We start from the raw sequence: 17,516 nt of genomic DNA, 5'->3' as shown, positions 1-17,516 counted from the left end.
TCAGTCATCGTGGGACTCCTCGAGGTCGCCCTCCACGTCGAGGTAGACCTGCCGCATCCGGTCCATGATCTCCGCGTCCGGCTCGGCCCACATCCCACGGTCGGCGGCCTCCGAGAGCCGCTCGATCATCCCGCGCAGCGCCCACGGGTTGGAGCGGCGCAGGAATTCCTGGTTGGTCTGGTCCAGGACGTACTCTCTGGCCAGCGTGTCGTACATCCAGTCGTGCACCACCCCGGCGGTCGCGTCGAAGCCGAAGAGGTAGTCGACGGTGGCCGCCAGCTCGAAGGCGCCCTTGTAGCCGTGCCGCTGCATGGCCGCGATCCACCGCGGGTTGACCACGCGCGAGCGGAACACGCGCGTGGTCTCCTCCGCCAGCGACCGGGTGCGGATCGCGTCCGGAGTGGTGGAGTCGCCCACGTAGGCGCGCGGTTCGGCGCCGGTGAGCGCGCGCACGGTGGCGATCATCCCGCCGTGGTACTGGAAGTAGTCGTCCGAGTCGGCGATGTCGTGCTCGCGGGTGTCGATGTTCTTGGCCGCCACGGCGATGCGCCGGTAGTTGGTGCGCATGTCGTCGGCGGCGGGGACGCCGTCGAGGCCGCGGCCGTAGGCGTACCCGCCCCAGCGGGTGTAGACCTCGGCCAGGTCGCTGCTGTCCCGCCAGTTGCCCGCCTCGATGGTCTGCAGGATGCCCGCCCCGTACGAGCCGGGCGCGGAGCCGAAGATGCGGGTGGTGGCGCGGCGGTGGTCCGCGTGCTCGGCGAGGTCGGCCCGGGTGTGGGCGGCCACGTAGTTCTGGTCGTCCGGCTCGTCCAGCTCGGCGACCATCCGGACGGCGTCGTCGAGCATCCCGATCACGTGCGGGAAGGCGTCGCGGAAGAAGCCCGAGATGCGGACCGTCACGTCGATGCGGGGGCGCCCGAGTTCGTCGGCCGGCACCACCTCGAGCCCGTTGACCCGGCGGGACGCCTCGTCCCATTCGGGCCGGACGCCGAGCAGGGCCAGGACCTCGGCGATGTCGTCCCCGGAGGTGCGCATGGCCGAGGTCCCCCAGACGGACAGACCGACCGAGGACGGGTACTGGCCGGTCTCGGCGACGTGCCGCTCCAGCAGCGAGTCCGCCATGGCCTGCCCGGTCTCCCAGGCCAGTCGCGACGGGATCGCGCGCGGGTCCACCGTGTAGAAGTTCCGCCCCGTGGGCAGCACGTTGACCAGGCCCCGCAGTGGGGAACCGGACGGCCCGGCCGGGACGAAACCGCCGTTCAGCGCGTGCAGGATGGCGTCCAGCTCGTCGACCGTGGCGGCCAGGCGCGGCACCACCTCGCGGGCGGCGAACTGCAGCACCTGCGCGACCTCGTCGTCGTCGTTGTCGTCGTCGTGGTCGTGGTCGTGGTCGTCGTCGTCGTCGAGTCCGTCACCCGCGCCACCCGCGCCGGCCCCGCCCGCGGTGAGGCCCTCGGCGGCCGGTCTCACCTCGTTCATCACGTCGGGCACCGCGGCGACGTCCCAATCCCGCGCGTCCATCCCCTCGACTAGCGCCTTGGCCAGCGCCTCGACCCGGTCGACCTCCTCGGTCGGCGCGCCCTCGGCCAGGCCGAGCGCGCGGCGCAGGCCCGGGACCGCCCCGGACTCGCCGCCCCAGACCTGCGAGGCGCGCAGGATGGCGAGCACCAGGTTGACCCGCGCCTGCCCTTCCGGCGCCTGGCCCAGGACGTGCAGGCCGTCGCGGATCTGGACGTCCTTGATCTCGCAGAGCCACCCGTCGACGTGCAGCAGGAAGTCGTCGAATTCCTCGTCGCCGGGCCGCTGCTCGAGCCCCAGGTCCTCGTGCATGTGCGCGGACTGCATGAGGGTCCAGATCTGCGCGCGGATGGCCGGGAGCTTGGCCGGGTCCATCGAGGCGATGTTCCCGTACTCGTCCAGCAGCTGCTCGAGTCGGGCGATGTCGCCGTAGGATTCGGCGCGCGCCATCGGCGGGACCAGGTGGTCGACGATCGTCGCGTGCGCGCGGCGTTTGGCCTGGGCGCCCTCGCCGGGGTCGTTGACCAGGAACGGGTAGATCAGCGGCATGTCGGCGATCGCGGCGTCCGTGGCGCACCCGGCCGAGAGCGCGGCGTTCTTGCCCGGCAGCCACTCCAGCGAGCCGTGCTTGCCCAGGTGGACCAGCGCGTGCGCGCCGAAGCCGCGGGCCAGCCAGCGGTAGGCGGCCAGGTAGTGATGGGAGGGTGCGAGCTCGGGGTCGTGGTAGATCGCGACCGGGTTCTCACCGAAGCCGCGGGGCGGCTGGATCAATAGGACGACATTGCCGGCCTGGATGGTGGCCAGGACGATCTCGCCGGCGTCGTTGACGAACAGCTCGCCCGGCGCCGGCCCCCACGCCTCGACCATCTCCGCGCGCAGCGTCTCGGGCAGGTCCGTGGTCCAGCGCAGGTAGTCCTCGGTGGAGATCCGCACGTGACTGTCGGTGAGCTGGGCGCTGGTGAGCCACTCCTCGTCCTGACCGCCCGCGGCGATGAGCGCGTGGATGAGGGCGTCGCCGGCGGCGGTGTCGTCGGCGAACCCGGTGTCGTCGGCGTAGTCCCTGGCGGTGTCCAGGAACCGGGCGATGGGGCCGTCGTCCGGGCCCAGGTCGTAGCCCTCGTCGCGCAACCGGCGCAGCAGGCGGATGGTCGAGACCGGGGTGTCCAGGCCGACGGCGTTGCCGATGCGGGAGTGCTTGGTCGGGTAGGCCGACAGGACCAGCGCGACCCGGCGGTCGGCGGGCGCCACGTGGCGAAGCCGCGCGTGGGCCACGGCGATCCCGGCGACGCGCGCGCACCGCTCGGGGTCGGCCACGTAGCGGGGCAGGCCGTCGACGTCGATCTCCTTGAACGAGAACGGTGCGGTGATGATCCGGCCGTCGAACTCCGGGATGGCGATCTGGTTGGCCGAGTCCAGCGGGTTCACGCCGTCGTCGGAGGCCGCCCAGTCCTCCCGGCTCCAGGTCAGGCACAGGCCCTGCAGGACGGGGATGTCCAGGGCGGCGATGCGCGTCACGTCCCAGGTCTCGTCCTCGCCACCCGCGCTCACCGCGCCCGGAGTGGTGCCGCCGGCGGCCAGCACGGTGACGACCAGGGCGTCGAGCGTGCCGAGCGCGTCGAACAGCTCGTCGGGCGCCGAGCGCAGCGATCCGGCGAAGACCGGCACTCCCACGGCGTGCCCGGTGGCGTCGATCGCGTCGGCGAGCGCGTGCGCGAACTCGGAGTTGCCGCTGACCTCGTGGGCTCGGTAGTAGAGCACTCCCACGCGGGGGCGGGAGTCGTCGCGGTCGCCGGCGTTGTCCTCGTCGATCCGGTCGTTCTGGTCGTTCCCCGCGCCCAGGCCCGCGCCGTCGCCCGCGCCGTGGCCGTCGGCTCCCGGGCGCGGCGGCACCCCCCACACCGGCACGCTCTCCGGCGGCTCGAAGCCGGCACCGGTGAGCAGCACGGTGTCCGAGAGGAAGGCGTGGAGCTGGGCGAAGTTCCGTTCCCCACCCTCGGCGAGGTAGCGGTGCGCCTCGGCCGCGATACCGATCGGCACCGTGGACAGCTCCATCAGGTCGGCGTCCGGGGTCTGCTCGCCGCCCAGGACCACCACCGGCCTCCCCGAGGCCAGGACCGCGGCGAACCCGGACTCCCACGACCGCCGCGAACCGAGGATCCGGACCACCACCAGGTCGGCGCCGGCGAGCAGACCGGGCAGGTCCTCCTCGACGTCGATCCGGGACGGGTTGCCGAGCGTCCACTCGGCGCGCGAGGCCCGCGCGGACAGCAGATCCGTGTCCGAGGTGGACAGCAGGGTGATGCGTGGTGCCTGTGGTGGTGCCGAGGCGTCATCAGGGGACGCCGAACGCCGGTCATGGCGCATGTTCTTCTCCAAAACCTCGTGGAACATGTCGCCGTGGCCGGTCTCCTGGCTTTCGCGTCGACGCCATGCTCGATGTCCCCGGGTGAGGTACCCGGTTCCTCCGGCCAGTTCGGGGACGGCTCGGAGTGCATGGCTCCGCGACTACAGTGGCGAGGGCCGCGCCGGCTTCTCCTCCGGCTTCCCGAGCACCACGGCACCGGCGAGCCTATCCGGCCCCGGGACTCCGGCGGCGCTCGGGCGTCGACTCACCGCGACCCCGACCACGCCCGGCTGCCACACTGTGTCCGTGAGTGCCAGCCAACCGACCCGCCGCACCCGCACGGACATGTGCCCGGGAGTGCTGCGCCCCTGGCCCGCGGACGACGGCGCCCTGGTGCGGCTGCGCGTGCCCGGCGGGCGCATATCGCCGACGGCCCTCGCCGCGCTGCACGGGGTCGCGGCGCGATACGGCGACGACGACGTGCACGTCACCGCCCGCGCGAACCTGCAACTGCGTGCCCTGCCGACCGGGCCGGACGGGCAACTCGACACCCGGGTCATCTCCGCGATCGCCGCCACCGGCCTGCTACCCGCGCCGACGCACGACCTCGTCCGGAACATTCTCGTCTCCCCCCTCACCGGGCTGTCGGGCGGTCGGGCGGACCTGCGCCCGGTGACCGAGCGCCTCGACGCCGGGCTCCGCGCGGATCCCGGACTGGCCGGGCTGTCGGGTCGCTTCCTGTTCGTCCTCGACGACGGCCGCGGCGATCTCGTGGACCGTGCCGCCGATCTGGGGCTCGCGGTGCTCGATTCCGACACCGTGCAACTTCGGGTGGGCGAGCACTGGTCCAGGGTGGTGCCCGTCGACGAGGCCGCCGACCATCTGCTCGGCCTGGCGCGCGAGTTCGCCCGCGCCCGCGGCGACGGCCCCGATGCCCCCTGGCACGTGCGGGAACTTTCCGAGCCCCTCGTCGCCCCACGCCCGGGCGACGGTCGGGTCCCGAGCCCCTCACCCGCCCTGCCGTACGGGCCGGTTCCCGGCTCGACAGGACCGCTCGAGCACGTCGAGGCACCGGACGGGATCCTCGACCGCGCGCTGATCGCCCGGCTCACCGACCCGGCTCCGGACGAGCTCGTGGTCACCCCGTGGCGTGGCGTGCTCATCGTGCGCGCGTAGGATACCTGCTGTCCCACGGTGAGGAACCCGGTGCGAGTCCGGGGCGGTTCCGCCACTGTGAGGCCCGACATGCGGGTCGACAAGCCAGAAACTGGCCGCGGGATCGGCGCGCTTCCTGCCGCGCCGCCTGTGACTTCTGACCGGGGCGAGAACCCCGAGGAGGACTCCATGCCTGCTGCTCACCGGCCCCCGCGCCGATACGACTACGTCGACGACGGGCCGGCGATCTACCTCGACTCGTTCGCCACGATCCGGCGAGAGACCGACCTGTCCCGGATCCCGCCGGACGCCGAGCGGCTCGCCGTCCGGATGGTGCACGGCACCGGACAGACCGACCTCGTGAACGACCTGCAGGTCCATCCTGGGCTGGTCGGTGCCGCTCGGTCCGCGCTCGACGCCGGGTCGCCGATCCTCTGCGACGCCCACATGATCGCCTCCGGCATCACCCGGGCCAGGCTCTCCCGGGACAACGACGTGGTGTGTCTGCTAAGCGATCCGGCCGTCCCCGAGCTGGCCCGACGGATGGGCACGACCCGCTCCGCCGCCGCCCTCTCGCTGTGGGGTGACCGCCTGGACGGCGCCGTGGTGGCGATCGGCAACGCCCCCACCGCCCTGTTCCACCTGCTAGAGATGCTGCTCGACGGCGCGCCCCGGCCCGCCGCGATCGTCGGGTGCCCTGTCGGGTTCATCGGCGCCGCGGAATCCAAGGCAGCGCTGGCCGCCCTGGCAGACGACCACGGTATCGACATCCCGTTTGTCACCGTCCACGGCCGACGCGGCGGATCCGCGATGACGGCGTCGGCGGTCAACGCTCTGGCGCAGGTGGCCGAGTGAGTACCGGTCCGGCGGGCGCAGCAGTCGGCGACAGGCTGGGCCGGCTGTTCGGCATCGGCGTGGGACCCGGCGACCCCGAGCTGATCACCCTCAAGGCGGCCCGCCTGATCGGAGCCGCCGACGTGGTGGCCTATCACGCCGGCCGCGGCAAGGCCTCCAACGCCAGGCGGATCGCCGCCGACCTCATCCCCGCCGGTGCGGTCGAGGAGGTGCTGGAGTACCCGGTGACTACCGGCCTCACCGACCACCCCGGCGGGTACGCGGGAGCGATCGCGGACTTCTACGACCGCGCCGCGCAGCGCCTGGCCGAGCACCTCGCGGCCGGACGGGACGTGGTCCTGCTCGCCGAGGGGGACCCGTTGTTCTACGGCTCCTTCATGTACATGCACGACAAGCTCTCGGGCCGGTTCGTCACCGAGATCGTGCCCGGCATACCGGCGTTCGCCGCCGCGACCGCCGCCGCGGCCACGCCCCTGGTCCGCCAGACCGACGTCCTCACCGTCCTGCCCGGGACCCTGCCGGAGCCCGAGCTGGCGCGCCGCCTCGCGGACACCGACGGGGCGATCATCATGAAGCTCGGACGCAACTTCCCGGCGGTGCGCCGCGCGCTCGCCGCCGCCGGCCGGCTCGACGGTGCCGTGTACGTCGAGCGGGCCTCCACCGCCGCTGAACTGCACCACCCGGTGCGGGACGTCGACCCCGAGTCGGTGCCGTACTTCTCACTAATCGTCGTGCCCGGCGACTCCCAGCACGACGACCCGTTCGGGCGACGCCCCCCGCCACTGGGCGACACGGCCATCCACGGTGTCGGCGCGGGCGGGGAGCTGCACGTGGTCGGTCTGGGGCCCGGACCGGACGACTGGCTGACCGCGGAGGCCCGGCGCGTGCTGGCCGAGGTCGACCACGTGGTCGGGTACGCGCCCTACGTCGACCGTGTGCCCCAGCGCGCTGGCCTGACCCGGCACTGTTCCGGCAACACCGTCGAGGTGGACCGCGCCAGACTCGCACTGGACCTCGCCTGCTCCGGCGAACGCGTCGCGGTGGTCTCCGGAGGTGACGCGGGAGTGTTCGGCATGGCCTCGGCGGTGTTCGAGGCCGCCGAGGACCCGCAGTACTCCCGGATCGACGTGCGGGTCGTTCCCGGCGTCTCCGCAGTCCAGGCGGTCGCCGCGCGGGCGGGGGCTCCCATCGGCGCCGACTTCGCCGTGATGAGCCTGTCCGATCGGCTCAAGCCGTGGGATGTGATCTGTCGGCGGCTGGAGGCGGTCGCCGCCGCGGACCTGGTCCTGGCGGTCTACAACCCCGCCTCGCGCTCGCGAACGCGCCAGGTCGCCGACGCCCGCGACGTCCTCCTGCGACACCGGGACCCGGCCACGCCGGTGATCGTGGGCCGCGACGTGGGCCGGGCCGAGGAATCACTGACCATCACGACTCTCGCCGAGCTCGACTGCGACTCGGTGGACATGAAATGCCTGCTCATCGTTGGCGCCTCCGGGACCCGGGTCACCGACTCGGGACGGGTGTGGAGTCCGCGGTTCGTGCGGTCATGACCCTCGACTCCCTGGGGGACGACAGCAACGACGAAGGTAGCCGTGGCGACAGCGAGGCTCCCGACCGCGGGGATCTCGACCGCGAGGATTTCGACCGCGACGCCCTGTGGCGAATTCTCGCCACGCGCCGCGACCACCGCCACTACCACCCCACACCGGTCCCGCGCGAGACCATCGAGCGGCTGCTCGAGGTCTTCGCCGTGGCCCCGAGCGTCGGCCTGAGCCAGCCCTGGCACGTCACCGTGGTTCAGGACCGGGACATCCGCGAGGCCGTCCACGAGGGTTTCCGCTCAGTCCGTGCCGCTGAGTCCCAGCGGTTCGACGGCGAGCGCCGCGAACTGTACAACTCACTGCGCCTCGAGGGCATCCTCCAGGCGCCCGGAGGACTGGTGATCAGTCACGTCCCGCCCGGGGGGCCGGTCCTGGGAACCACCAGCGTCCCCGCGGCCACCGAGTACAGTGTGATCGCCGCGATCACCCTGTTGTGGCTGGCAGTGACGGCCGAGGGCCTGGGAATGGGCTGGGTGAGCCTCGTGGACCCCACCCATCTCTCCGAGAGCGTTCCGCTGCCGGAGGACGCCCGTCCCCTGGCATACCTGTGCCTGGGTCATCCGGCCCTGGACCTCAAGGAGCCACTGCTCCAGACCGTCGGCTGGGAACGGCGTTCACCGTTGCCGGTCGACTGGATCTAGCGTACGGCGCTTGGCCTCACGCTCGGGGTCTGAGGCATAGAGCCAGGACTCCGCCGTGCCCGGCCGCTCCAGCGCGCGGCCGACCAGGATGACCGCGGCCTGGCGCAGGCCTGCGCCCTCAACCGCATCCGCGATGTCGGCAAGGGTGCCTCGTAGTTCCACGCGGTGGGGCCTACTGGCGTTGGAGACCACCGCCACCGGGCAATCGGCGTCATGCGTGGGCACCAACCGCTCTGCGATCTCACGGATCCGGGTGATCGCCAAATGTAGCACCAGCGTGGCGCCGGTGGCGGCGAAGTTCTCCAGCGACTCCGTCGACGGCATCGCGGTGGAGCGGGCCTGGACTCGGGTGAGCACCACCGACTGCACGAGCTCGGGAACAGTGAGCTCCACACCCAGCTCCGCAGCTGCGGCTGCGTACGCCGGGACGCCCGGGACCACATCCCACGGCACACCCGCCGCGTCGAGGCGGCGGGTCTGTTCGGCGAGCGCAGAGTAGAGCGACGGGTCGCCCGAACACAGCCGGACCACCTCGAGGCCAGCAGCGTGGGCCTCAGCCAGTTCGGCGATGATCCCGTCGAGATCCAGGTGCTGGGTGTCCACCAGCCGGGCGTCGGGGCGGCAGTGGTCGAGCACTCCCTCGTCGAGATACGTACCCGCGTACAGGCAGACGTCCGCGGTCCGAAGCGCCTCCACCGCACGCAGCGTGAGCAGGTCGGCGGCGCCGGGGCCGGCTCCGACGAAGTGAATGGTCACGAGGTCTCCTCCATCGGCTCCGAAAAGGGCTTGACTGCAGCCCACTGCACCACAGCCCGCGCGGGGGCCCAGCCGGTGAACCTGCCGATCGAGTCGGCCCGCTCGCCCTGCAGCCGGGTCAGTTCGCCGCCGAACTCGGCGCGGGCGTCCACGAGTACTCGCTCGGTCTCTAGCGTCACCGCGTGGGCGACCAGCCTGCCACCGGGACGCACCGCGTCCCAACACTGCCGCAGCAGTCCCGACGCGGTGCTGCCGCCGCCGACGAAGACGGCATCGGGATCCGGGAGCCCGTCGAGAGCCTGCGGCGCCCAGCCGTGGACGAGCTCCAGAGAGGGAACCCCCAGCGTGCGGGCGTTGCGCTCGATGCGCGACGCCCGCTCGGGATCAGCCTCGACCGCGATCGTCCGGCAAGACGGATGCACCCGCATCCACTCGATGCCCACCGACCCGGCGCCCGCGCCCACGTCCCACAGCAATTCACCGGCAGAGGGCGCGAGCCGGGACAGGGCGGAAGCCCGCAGATCCCGGCGGGTCAGTTGGCCATCGTTCTCGAAGGCGTCATCGGGCAGGCCCGGGGCCAGGCCGAGCGGGCGCGCGGAGGCGCCGGCCACGCACTCAACGGCCAGAACGTGCAGGGCAGGCGCCTCGCGACCCGGCTCCCAGTCTCGCGCCCGGCAGCTCGTGCGCGCCTCCGACGGGCTCCCAAGATCGGAGAGCACGGTCAGCGCGCTCCCCCCGAAGCCCGCGCCGGTCAGCATCGAGGCGACCTCCGAAGGGGTGTACCGGTCGGCCGAGAGCACGAGCAGACGACGCCCTGGCGCCAACTCGCGGGCGAGGACCCGGTGGTCGCGCACCACTGCCACCGTGGCGGCAGGCCACCGCATCCGGGCACGGCCCAGCGCGACCGAAGACACCGCCGGCAGCACCTCCACCGCCTCCGCACCGAGCAGGTCGATCAGCGTCGTTGCCACCCCCGCCACCAGCGGATCACCTGAGGCCAGGGCGACAATCGACCGCCCGCGGAACCGCTCGAGAACCTCGGGAAACCCGGCCCGCAGCGGCCGCGGCCAGGGCACGCGCTCGGCCGCCACGTCACCTGGAACCAGCGCCAGATGACGCTCCCCGCCCAGCAGCACGTCGGCCTCGCGGACGGTGCGACGGCGCGCCTCGTCGAGCCCCGCCCAGCCGTCACCGCCGATCCCCACCACGACCACCCGTGCGTTCATGACGCGGAACCCTACCGCCGAGCCCCGCCGCCCAGATCCCCAGGACGCTGAGTAGTCTCGAAACTGAACCACAACTTCACCCCAACAGCACGAGGTGTCCCACGGCCGCTCCGGCGGCCGGAGGGGAGAATCTGGGAAGCCGGTGAGAATCCGGCACAGGGCCCGCTACGGTAACCCGCGCCTTCGACGCCAGCGCCGAATGAGCCGGGAAGTCCGGGAGACCGGCCTCGCGCTGACTAGTCTGGCAGACGAGAGCGGGAGCCCCCATGCCACAGCACTACCCCTTCAGCGCCGTCGTCGGTTCCGGCGACATGGCGCTGGCGTTGGCCCTCACCGCGGTCTCGCCGTCGGTCGGCGGCGTGCTGATCCGCGGCGAGAAGGGCACCGCCAAGTCCACCATGGTCCGCGCCCTCGCCGGTATCCTGCCGCAGATCGAGGTCGTGACCGGCGACAGGTTCTCCAGCGCGCCGGACGACCGCGGCACCGACACCCCGGACGGGCCCCTACCGCTGGACGCGCCGACCGAGCGCCGGCCGGTCCGCCTGGTAGAACTGCCGCTCGGCGCGACCGAGGACCGCATCGCCGGGTCCCTGCACTTGGAGAAGGCCCTGAGCGAGGGCGTCACCGCGTTCGAGCCGGGCCTGCTGGCCCGTGCGCACCGCGGAATCCTCTACGTGGACGAGGTCAACCTGCTCCACGACCACGTGGTGGACCAGCTCCTCGACGCCGCCGCCATGGGCCGGGTCACCGTGGAGCGCGACGGGGTGTCCGTGGAGCACGCGGCGCGCTTCGTCCTGATCGGCACCATGAACCCGGAGGAGGGCGAGCTCCGGCCCCAGCTGCTCGACCGCTTCGGCCTCACCGTCGAGGTGGCAGCCCCGCGCGATCCATCGCTGCGGGCGAAGGTGATCCGCCGCCGGGTCGCCTTCGATTCCGACCCCGAGGGCTTCTGCGCCACCTATGCGGCCGACGAGCAGGCCCTGCGCGAGCAGATCGTCGCCGCCCGGGAGCGCGTGGGCGGCATCGAGCCCACCGACTGGGCGCTGAACAAGATCGCTACCGTCTGCGCGGGCTTCGACGTCGACGGCATGCGCGCCGACATCGTCACCGCGCGAACGGCCGCTGCCCACGCGGCGTGGGAGGGCCGGGACCGGATCACGCGCGCCGACATCCGCGTCGCCGCGCGGATGGCGCTCCCCCACCGCCGGCGGCGCGCGCCGTTCGACGCCCCGGGCCTGGACGAGGAGCTCCTCGACCGGCTCCTGGGGGACGACGACGAGCCCGATCCGCGCGACGGCGGGCCCGGCACGGATGGCCCAGAAGGCGACCAGGGCGACGACGACCACACGGGCGACCACTCGGCCGGCCCGCAGGACGCCGGCTCCGGCGCGTCAGCCGACACCGGCGACGCCGGAGACACCGAGGGCCACGAGCCCCCGCCCGGGGACAACGCGCCCACGGCACCCGAGCAGTCAGACCCCCACTCCGGCAGCGGGCCGGAGCAGGGAGACCGCACCAACACCAACACCGACGCCGACGACCCGCGGCCCGACGGCGACGGGGCCGAGCAGGACGGCGGGGTCGAGAAGGACGGCAAGGCTGGCGGCGCCGCGACCGCTCCGGGAACGGTGGCGGCGGCCTCTGCGCCGTACCGCACACGAATGCTGACCGTCACCGGGACGGGAAACGGGGTCTCCGGCCGCCGGTCCCGCGCGATCACGACCACCGGCCGGCGCACCGGCTCAGGCGGGTTCACCGGCTCCGACGTGCACCTGCCCGCCACGATCCGCGCCGCCGCGCCCCGGCAGGCCGCCCGGGGTCGCAAGGGTGGCCGCGACGGGGGGCGACTGCTCCTGAACTCCCGTGACCTGCGCTCGGCGGTCCGCGAGGGCCGGGAGGCGAACCTGGTGCTCTTCTGCGTGGACGCCTCGGGATCCATGGCCGCGCGCACCCGCATGGAGCAGGTCAAGACCGCCATCCTCTCCCTGCTGCTGGACGCCTACCGCCGACGCGACAAAGTGGGCCTGGTGACCTTCCGCGGGTCCGGCGCGCAGGTGGCACTGCCGCCCACCTCCTCAGTGGACGTGGCCGCCGCCCGCCTGGCAGAGCTGCCCGCCGGGGGCCGGACCCCACTGGCGGAGGGGCTGCTCACCGCCGCCGAGGTGCTACGCATCGAGAGGGTCCGCGATCCGCAGCGGCGACCCCTCGTCGTCGTCGTCACCGACGGCCGGGCCACCCACGGCCGCGACGCCCTCGCCCGGTCCCGCGCCGCGGCGGCCGGGCTGGCCTCCCTGGGCGTGGCGTCGGTGGTGGTGGACTGCGAGACCGGCCGGTTCCGCATGGGCCTGGCCTCCGAGCTCGCCACCCACCTGGGCGCCGAACACATCCCCCTGGGCGAGGTGACGGCCGAGGGCCTCACCGACACCGTCCGCGCCCGCACCGATTACACCAACGCAGGGACACGCGGTCCGGCACGAGACGACTCCGCACGAGACGAACCGACGCGACCCGAGGGAGAGGTGGCCTGATGCCCAAGGGACAGCCGGAGATCGTGCCCGACGACGGGCTGAGCACCAGGCAACGCCGGAACCAGCCGTTGCTCATGGTCCACACCGGCCCCGGCAAGGGGAAGTCGACGGCCGCGTTCGGGCTGGCGATGCGCGCATGGAATCAGGGCTGGGACATCGGGGTGTTCCAGTTCGTCAAGTCCGCCAAGTGGCGGATCGGCGAGCAGACGGTCATGGAACGCCTCGCGCGCCTGCACGCCGAGACCGGCGAGGGCGGTCCCGTCGAATGGCACAAGATGGGCTCGGGCTGGTCGTGGTCGCGCAAGGACGGCACCGAGGACGACCACGCCGCCGACGCCGCCGAGGGCTGGGCCGAGATCAAGCGTCGGCTCGCCGACGAGCGGCACGACCTCTACCTGCTCGACGAGTTCACCTATCCCATGAAGTGGGGCTGGGTGGACGTCGACGACGTGGTGGCCACGCTCGCGTCACGTCCCGGTCGCCAGCACGTGGTGATCACCGGACGCGACGCCGACCCCCGGCTGGTCGCCGCGGCCGACCTGGTCACCGAGATGACCAAGGTCAAGCACCCGATGGACGCCGGCCAGAAGGGCCAGCGGGGGATCGAATGGTGACGCACCTGCCCCGGCTCGTCGTGGCGGCCCCGGCGTCGGGCCACGGCAAGACCACCGTCGCCACCGGGCTCATGGCCGCCCTCCGGCGCAGGGGGCTGACGGTCTCCGGCCACAAGGTGGGGCCGGACTACATCGACCCGGGCTACCACCAGCTCGCGACGGGGCGGCCCGGCCGCAACCTGGACCCGCACCTGGTCGGTGAGAACACGATCGTCCCCCTCCTGCTGCACGGCGCCCAGACCGGGCCGAGCCCGGCCGAGGTGGCCGTGATCGAGGGCGTGATGGGACTGTACGACGGCCACATCGGCGGCGACGGATTCGCCTCCACCGCCCACGTGGCCGGCCTCACCGACACCCCGGTCCTGCTCGTCGTGGACATCTCCCACGCCTCGCGCAGCATCGCGGCCGTGGTCTTGGGGATGGCGACGTTCGACCCCTCCATCCGCATCAGCGGCGTGATCCTCAACAAAGCGGGATCCCTCCGGCACTCGGACGAAGTGCGACGGGCGCTGGCACCACTCGGGATCCCGGTGCTCGGCGTCCTCCAGCGCGACGACGAGGTGACGGCCCCGTCCCGCCACCTCGGCCTGGTGCCGGTGGCGGAGCGCCCGGAGGCCGCGCGGTCGCTGGACCATCTGGCGGGCAAGGTGGCCGCATCGATCGATCTGGACGCGGTGATGCGGATCGCCCGTGAGGCGCCGCCGCTGGCAGGGTCACCGTGGTCACCGGATACCGCACTGGTCGGTGCAGGCGGTGGTCACGTATCTGGGGACGCCGAAGAACTCGCCGGCGGTCCGGTCACCGGCGGCCCCGGCCCTGCGGCGGGCCCGGGCAGACCCGTGGTCGCAGTGGCCGGCGGGCGGGCGTTCACGTTCCGCTACGCCGAGACCATCGAACTGCTCGAGGCCGCCGGGTGCGAGGTCGCCGTGTTCGATCCCCTCACCGACTCGGACCTTCCCGCGCGCACCGCTGGCATCTACCTCGGTGGTGGATTCCCTGAGGTACACGCCCCGGCCTTGTCCGGGAACGCCCCGATGCTGCGCGCTCTGCGTGCGGCGACGTCGGCGGGGATGCCGACGGTCGCCGAATGTGCCGGACTCCTTTACCTCTGTCGTAGCCTCGACGGCGCCCCGATGGTGGGAGCGATCGATGCCGACGCCGCTATGGCCCCGCGCCTCACACTGGCCTACCGCAGCTCCACCGCGCCCGCCGACAGTGTCCTCGCCGCGGCCGGCACCGAGATCACCGGGCACGAGTTCCACCGCACCACGGTCACCCCGGCCTCCGGCGCGGCTCCCGCCTGGACCGGTCCCGCCGGGCCGGAGGGATTCGTCACCGGCTCGGTCCATGCGTCGTACCTGCACACCCACTGGGCCGGGCACCCCGGGTTCGCCGTGAGGTTCGCCGCCAATGTGAACCGTTTTTCACAAGCCATGGCGCTGGGCGCCACACCTCGGTAGTGTCTCGTCCAACCCCCGGTGACGCCACCGGGCTGGCTCCCGATTGGGACACCGCCATGGCCACCACGCGCAGCGTGATCGAGCAGAACATCCGTGCATTCAATGACCAGGACGCCGAGTCCGTACCGTGGTCGCAGGACGCTGAGTTGACGACTCCGGGAGGAAAATTCACCGGCCGTGAGGGCATCCTCGGATTCTTCGGGGTCTTCCAGGGAGCGTTCTCCAACGGCGCACTGACGGTGAACTCGTGGATCGTCGAGGGCGACCGCGCCTCGGTCGAGAGCTGTCCTCCGGGATCCACGACGGCGTGCTGCAGAGCCCTGGGGCGAGGTGCCGCCCTCCGGTAAGCCAGGGACGTTCCAGTGGAGCGCGTCGTACCAGGTGCGCGGGGACGAGCTCCCCTCCGAGCACCTGTATTTCGACCAACTCGGCTTCCTGGACCAGCTGGGTCTGTTGCCCGAGTGGCTCGGAGCTGACCCGCTCGGGCGATCGTCAGTCTCGTACCGGCGCGTCGACCCACTCGGCAGCGGAGGCCGCATCGTCGACGACTTCCACGCCGGGCGCGACCCCCGGGCGCCGGACCACGACCACCGGTACCCCGAGCTCACCGGCCACGGCCATCTTGGACCACGTGCGATCGCCGCCCGAGTCCTTGGTGACCAACAGGTCGACCCCGTGCCCGGTGAACAGCTCACGCTCGCCCTCGGCCGAGTAGGGTCCCCGGCTGAGGAGGAGCCGCCAGCACGCGGGGAGTTCCAGCCCCGGCGGGTCGACCACCCTGACCAGCGCGTCGTGCCCGGCGAGCGGCCCGGCGAAGCGGCCCAGCGACTGCCGACCGACGGTGAGGAACGGGCGCTGGCCCAGCCGGGCGGCGGTGGCCGCGGCCTGGTCATGGTCATCGACCCAATGCCAGCGGTCGGCCCCGGGCGCGACGGCCCAGCCCGGCCGTTCGAGGCGTAGCAGCGGAACCCCGGCCCCGGAGCAGGCGGCCGCGGCGTTCGCCGAGATTCCGGCCGCGAAGGGATGGGTGGCGTCGACGACCGCACGCACTGCGTGGTCGCCTAGGTACGCGCGCAGACCGGTGGCGCCCCCGAAACCCCCGATTCGCACCTCCCCGACGGGCAGCCGCGGTCTCGCCACCCGCCCCGCCAGGGACGAGGCGAAGCCGTGTCCGGCGTCCCGCAGCAGGACGGCCAGCTCCCGGGCCTCGGCGGTCCCGCCCAGCACGAGGATCATCGCCTGGCGCCCGGCTGCAGGGACGGCATGTCCGGCGCGCCCTCCCGGGCCAGGCCCAGCAGCGCGTCCAGGTCGAGGTGCTCTTCTGCCAGGTCCCCCAGCAGGTCCAGCCGCCGCTCACGCGCGGCCGCGAAGTCGACCCCCGAGGGCTCGCGGGTGCGGCCCACCCGGGCGGTGACCTCGGCGAGGAATGCGCCCCGGAAGGCGTCCGACTCGAGGCTGCCGTGCCACATGGTGCCCGCCACGCCCTCGCGCCGCGCGCCCCCGAGGAACTCCTCGTCCGCGCCGACGGTCACGCGGCCGTGGTGGATCTCGTACCCGGCGGCCGGTTGACCGAGCGCCGCGCCGGTGGGGAGCCGGAGCACCTTCTCCGGTCCGAACTCCGTCTCCACGTCCAGCAGACCCAGTCCCTCGACCTCAGCACCCTCGGGCCCCTCCACCCCGTGCGGATCGCGCACGGCACGCCCGAGCATCTGGAACCCGCCGCAGATCCCGAACACCGAGCCCCCCGCGCGGGCGTGGTCGGTCACCGCGCGGTCGAGGCCGCGGGCGCGCAGCCAGGCCAGGTCGTCGATCATCGCCCGCGTCCCGGGAAGAACCACCAGGTCCGCGCCCCGGACGGATCGGGGATCGGTGACGAACTCCACGTCGACGTCTGGTTCCAGGCCCAGGGCGTCGACGTCGGTGAAGTTGCTGATGCGCGGCAACCGGATCACGGCGACCCGGATCGCCCGGTCGGCAGCGGTGCGGCGGCCGCCGATGTCCAACGCGTCCTCCGAGTCCAGCCATACGTCGGGGCTCCAGGGGAGCACGCCGTGGACCCGCCGGCCGGTGAGCTGCTCGAGGTGGTCCAGGCCTGGCCCGAGAAGCGACGGGTCACCGCGGAACTTGTTGACGACGAAACCGGCCACCAGCCGCTGGTCGGCGGACTCCAGCAGTGCCACAGTGCCGTAGAGCGCGGCAAAGACTCCTCCGCGGTCGATATCCCCCACCACCACGACCGGCATCTCCGCGTGCCGAGCCAGTCCCATGTTGACGTAGTCCCCGGCGCGGAGGTTGATCTCGGTGGGGCTGCCCGCACCCTCGCAGATCACGAGGTCGTACCGAGCGGCGAGGTCGTCGTACGCGGCGTGCGCCGCGGCGGCTAGGTGCGCGCGGCCGTCGATGAAGTCGCGCGAGGACACCGTTCCGGCGGGCCGGCCCATCACCACGACGTGGCTACGCCGGTCGCCACCGGGTTTGAGCAGCACCGGGTTCATCGCCACCTCGGGCGCGGCCCGGGCCGCGAGCGCCTGGATCCACTGCGCGCGGCCGATCTCCCCGGTGCCGGCGGGACCGTCGACCACCATCGAGTTGTTGGACATGTTCTGCGCCTTGAACGGCGCAACCCGCAGCCCGCGGCGGGCGAACGCGCGGCACAGGGCGGTGACCACGACGGTTTTGCCTGTGTCCGACGTGGTGCCGGCGACGAGAAGGGATGCGGCCATGAGGATCGATCCTAGCCGCGCCGCCGCAGGCACTCGCGTTCGACTCGACTGCCCTGGCCGATTTCGGTGATCCTGCGCGAGGTTGGGCGAGGTGG

General features: G+C 72.8%; 13 protein-coding genes and 3 riboswitches. Of the genes, 8 read left to right on the top strand and 5 right to left on the bottom strand.

The genetic code is table 11. The annotated features are described in order from the left end of the window. A complete protein-coding gene (cobN, locus tag R4P08_RS17250) occupies positions 1-3,882 on the bottom strand; it encodes a cobaltochelatase subunit CobN (RefSeq protein ID WP_317815116.1) in 3,882 nt (1,293 codons plus the stop codon). Positions 3,883-3,899: 17 nt separating this feature from the next. After that, positions 3,900-4,090, bottom strand: a riboswitch (cobalamin riboswitch). 78 nt (positions 4,091-4,168) lie between these two features. Between cobN and R4P08_RS17245 the strand changes: the two genes are divergently transcribed. The 4 genes from R4P08_RS17245 to bluB all read left to right on the top strand — a co-directional run bounded on the left by R4P08_RS17245 (position 4,169) and on the right by bluB (position 8,114). After that, positions 4,169-5,038, top strand: coding sequence for a nitrite reductase (locus R4P08_RS17245; protein ID WP_317815097.1), 870 nt, complete (start codon positions 4,169-4,171; stop codon positions 5,036-5,038). After that, a riboswitch (cobalamin riboswitch) is annotated at positions 5,038-5,153 on the top strand. It overlaps the preceding gene by 1 nt. Positions 5,154-5,206: 53 nt before the next feature. Continuing rightward, the gene (locus tag R4P08_RS17240; RefSeq protein ID WP_317815096.1) at positions 5,207-5,872 is read left to right on the top strand and encodes a precorrin-8X methylmutase; all 666 of its coding nucleotides are present in this window, start codon (positions 5,207-5,209) and stop codon (positions 5,870-5,872) included. Then, the gene (locus R4P08_RS17235; RefSeq protein ID WP_317815095.1) at positions 5,869-7,422 is read left to right on the top strand and encodes a precorrin-2 C(20)-methyltransferase; all 1,554 of its coding nucleotides are present in this window, start codon (positions 5,869-5,871) and stop codon (positions 7,420-7,422) included. The genes R4P08_RS17240 and R4P08_RS17235 overlap by 4 nt, the downstream gene beginning before the upstream one ends. After that, a complete protein-coding gene (gene bluB / locus R4P08_RS17230; protein ID WP_317815094.1) occupies positions 7,419-8,114 on the top strand; it encodes a 5,6-dimethylbenzimidazole synthase in 696 nt (231 codons plus the stop codon). Before R4P08_RS17235 ends, bluB begins: the two co-directional genes overlap by 4 nt. Here the strand turns inward: bluB and R4P08_RS17225 are convergent. Next, positions 8,088-8,870, bottom strand: a complete 783-nt coding sequence (locus R4P08_RS17225; RefSeq protein ID WP_317815093.1) for a cobalt-precorrin-4/precorrin-4 C(11)-methyltransferase — start codon at positions 8,868-8,870, stop codon at positions 8,088-8,090. The two genes, bluB and R4P08_RS17225, sit on opposite strands and share 27 nt — an antisense overlap. Next, complete coding sequence (cbiT, locus tag R4P08_RS17220) at positions 8,867-10,096, bottom strand: precorrin-6Y C5,15-methyltransferase (decarboxylating) subunit CbiT (RefSeq protein ID WP_317815092.1); 1,230 nt, start codon at positions 10,094-10,096, stop codon at positions 8,867-8,869. Before cbiT ends, R4P08_RS17225 begins: the two co-directional genes overlap by 4 nt. Before the next feature lie 75 nt (positions 10,097-10,171). Further along, a riboswitch (cobalamin riboswitch) is annotated at positions 10,172-10,341 on the top strand. 21 nt (positions 10,342-10,362) lie between these two features. Between cbiT and R4P08_RS17215 the strand changes: the two genes are divergently transcribed. From R4P08_RS17215 to R4P08_RS17200, 4 genes are read left to right on the top strand one after another with little or no spacing between them, the layout of a single operon-like run. Then, positions 10,363-12,624: a VWA domain-containing protein gene (locus tag R4P08_RS17215; RefSeq protein WP_317815091.1), complete on the top strand. Its 2,262-nt coding sequence runs from the start codon at positions 10,363-10,365 to the stop codon at positions 12,622-12,624. Next, the gene (cobO, locus tag R4P08_RS17210) at positions 12,624-13,238 is read left to right on the top strand and encodes a cob(I)yrinic acid a,c-diamide adenosyltransferase (RefSeq protein ID WP_317815090.1); all 615 of its coding nucleotides are present in this window, start codon (positions 12,624-12,626) and stop codon (positions 13,236-13,238) included. The genes R4P08_RS17215 and cobO overlap by 1 nt, the downstream gene beginning before the upstream one ends. Then, a complete protein-coding gene (locus R4P08_RS17205) occupies positions 13,232-14,698 on the top strand; it encodes a cobyrinate a,c-diamide synthase (RefSeq protein ID WP_317815089.1) in 1,467 nt (488 codons plus the stop codon). The genes cobO and R4P08_RS17205 overlap by 7 nt, the downstream gene beginning before the upstream one ends. Beyond that, a complete protein-coding gene (locus R4P08_RS17200) occupies positions 14,698-15,045 on the top strand; it encodes a nuclear transport factor 2 family protein (RefSeq protein ID WP_317815088.1) in 348 nt (115 codons plus the stop codon). The genes R4P08_RS17205 and R4P08_RS17200 overlap by 1 nt, the downstream gene beginning before the upstream one ends. Before the next feature lie 145 nt (positions 15,046-15,190). Here R4P08_RS17200 and R4P08_RS17195 read toward each other — a convergent pair whose 3' ends face one another. Together R4P08_RS17195 and R4P08_RS17190 are read right to left on the bottom strand one after the other, a co-directional pair. Beyond that, a complete protein-coding gene (locus R4P08_RS17195) occupies positions 15,191-15,934 on the bottom strand; it encodes a cobalt-precorrin-6A reductase (RefSeq protein ID WP_317815087.1) in 744 nt (247 codons plus the stop codon). Then, positions 15,931-17,421, bottom strand: coding sequence for a cobyric acid synthase (locus tag R4P08_RS17190; RefSeq protein WP_317815086.1), 1,491 nt, complete (start codon positions 17,419-17,421; stop codon positions 15,931-15,933). The genes R4P08_RS17195 and R4P08_RS17190 overlap by 4 nt, the downstream gene beginning before the upstream one ends. Between the last annotated feature and the right edge of the window lie 95 nt (positions 17,422-17,516).

This window comes from Rhodococcus sp. IEGM 1408, from assembly GCF_033142235.1.
Taxonomy (GTDB): domain Bacteria; phylum Actinomycetota; class Actinomycetes; order Mycobacteriales; family Mycobacteriaceae; genus Dietzia.
This window is presented reverse-complemented; position numbering and strand designations above follow the sequence as displayed.

What these genes read in the sequence shown, in the direction of transcription:
- R4P08_RS17190 (WP_317815086.1), bottom strand. Translation starts at nt 17,421, where the DNA reads ATGGCCGCATCCCTTCTCGTCGCCGGCACCACGTCGGACACAGGCAAA.
- cbiT (WP_317815092.1), bottom strand. Translation starts at nt 10,096, where the DNA reads ATGAACGCACGGGTGGTCGTGGTGGGGATCGGCGGTGACGGCTGGGCG.
- cobO (WP_317815090.1), top strand. Translation starts at nt 12,624, where the DNA reads ATGCCCAAGGGACAGCCGGAGATCGTGCCCGACGACGGGCTGAGCACC.
- cobN (WP_317815116.1), bottom strand. Translation starts at nt 3,882, where the DNA reads ATGCGCCATGACCGGCGTTCGGCGTCCCCTGATGACGCCTCGGCACCA.
- R4P08_RS17195 (WP_317815087.1), bottom strand. Translation starts at nt 15,934, where the DNA reads ATGATCCTCGTGCTGGGCGGGACCGCCGAGGCCCGGGAGCTGGCCGTC.
- bluB (WP_317815094.1), top strand. Translation starts at nt 7,419, where the DNA reads ATGACCCTCGACTCCCTGGGGGACGACAGCAACGACGAAGGTAGCCGT.
- R4P08_RS17215 (WP_317815091.1), top strand. Translation starts at nt 10,363, where the DNA reads ATGCCACAGCACTACCCCTTCAGCGCCGTCGTCGGTTCCGGCGACATG.
- R4P08_RS17205 (WP_317815089.1), top strand. Translation starts at nt 13,232, where the DNA reads ATGGTGACGCACCTGCCCCGGCTCGTCGTGGCGGCCCCGGCGTCGGGC.
- R4P08_RS17240 (WP_317815096.1), top strand. Translation starts at nt 5,207, where the DNA reads ATGCCTGCTGCTCACCGGCCCCCGCGCCGATACGACTACGTCGACGAC.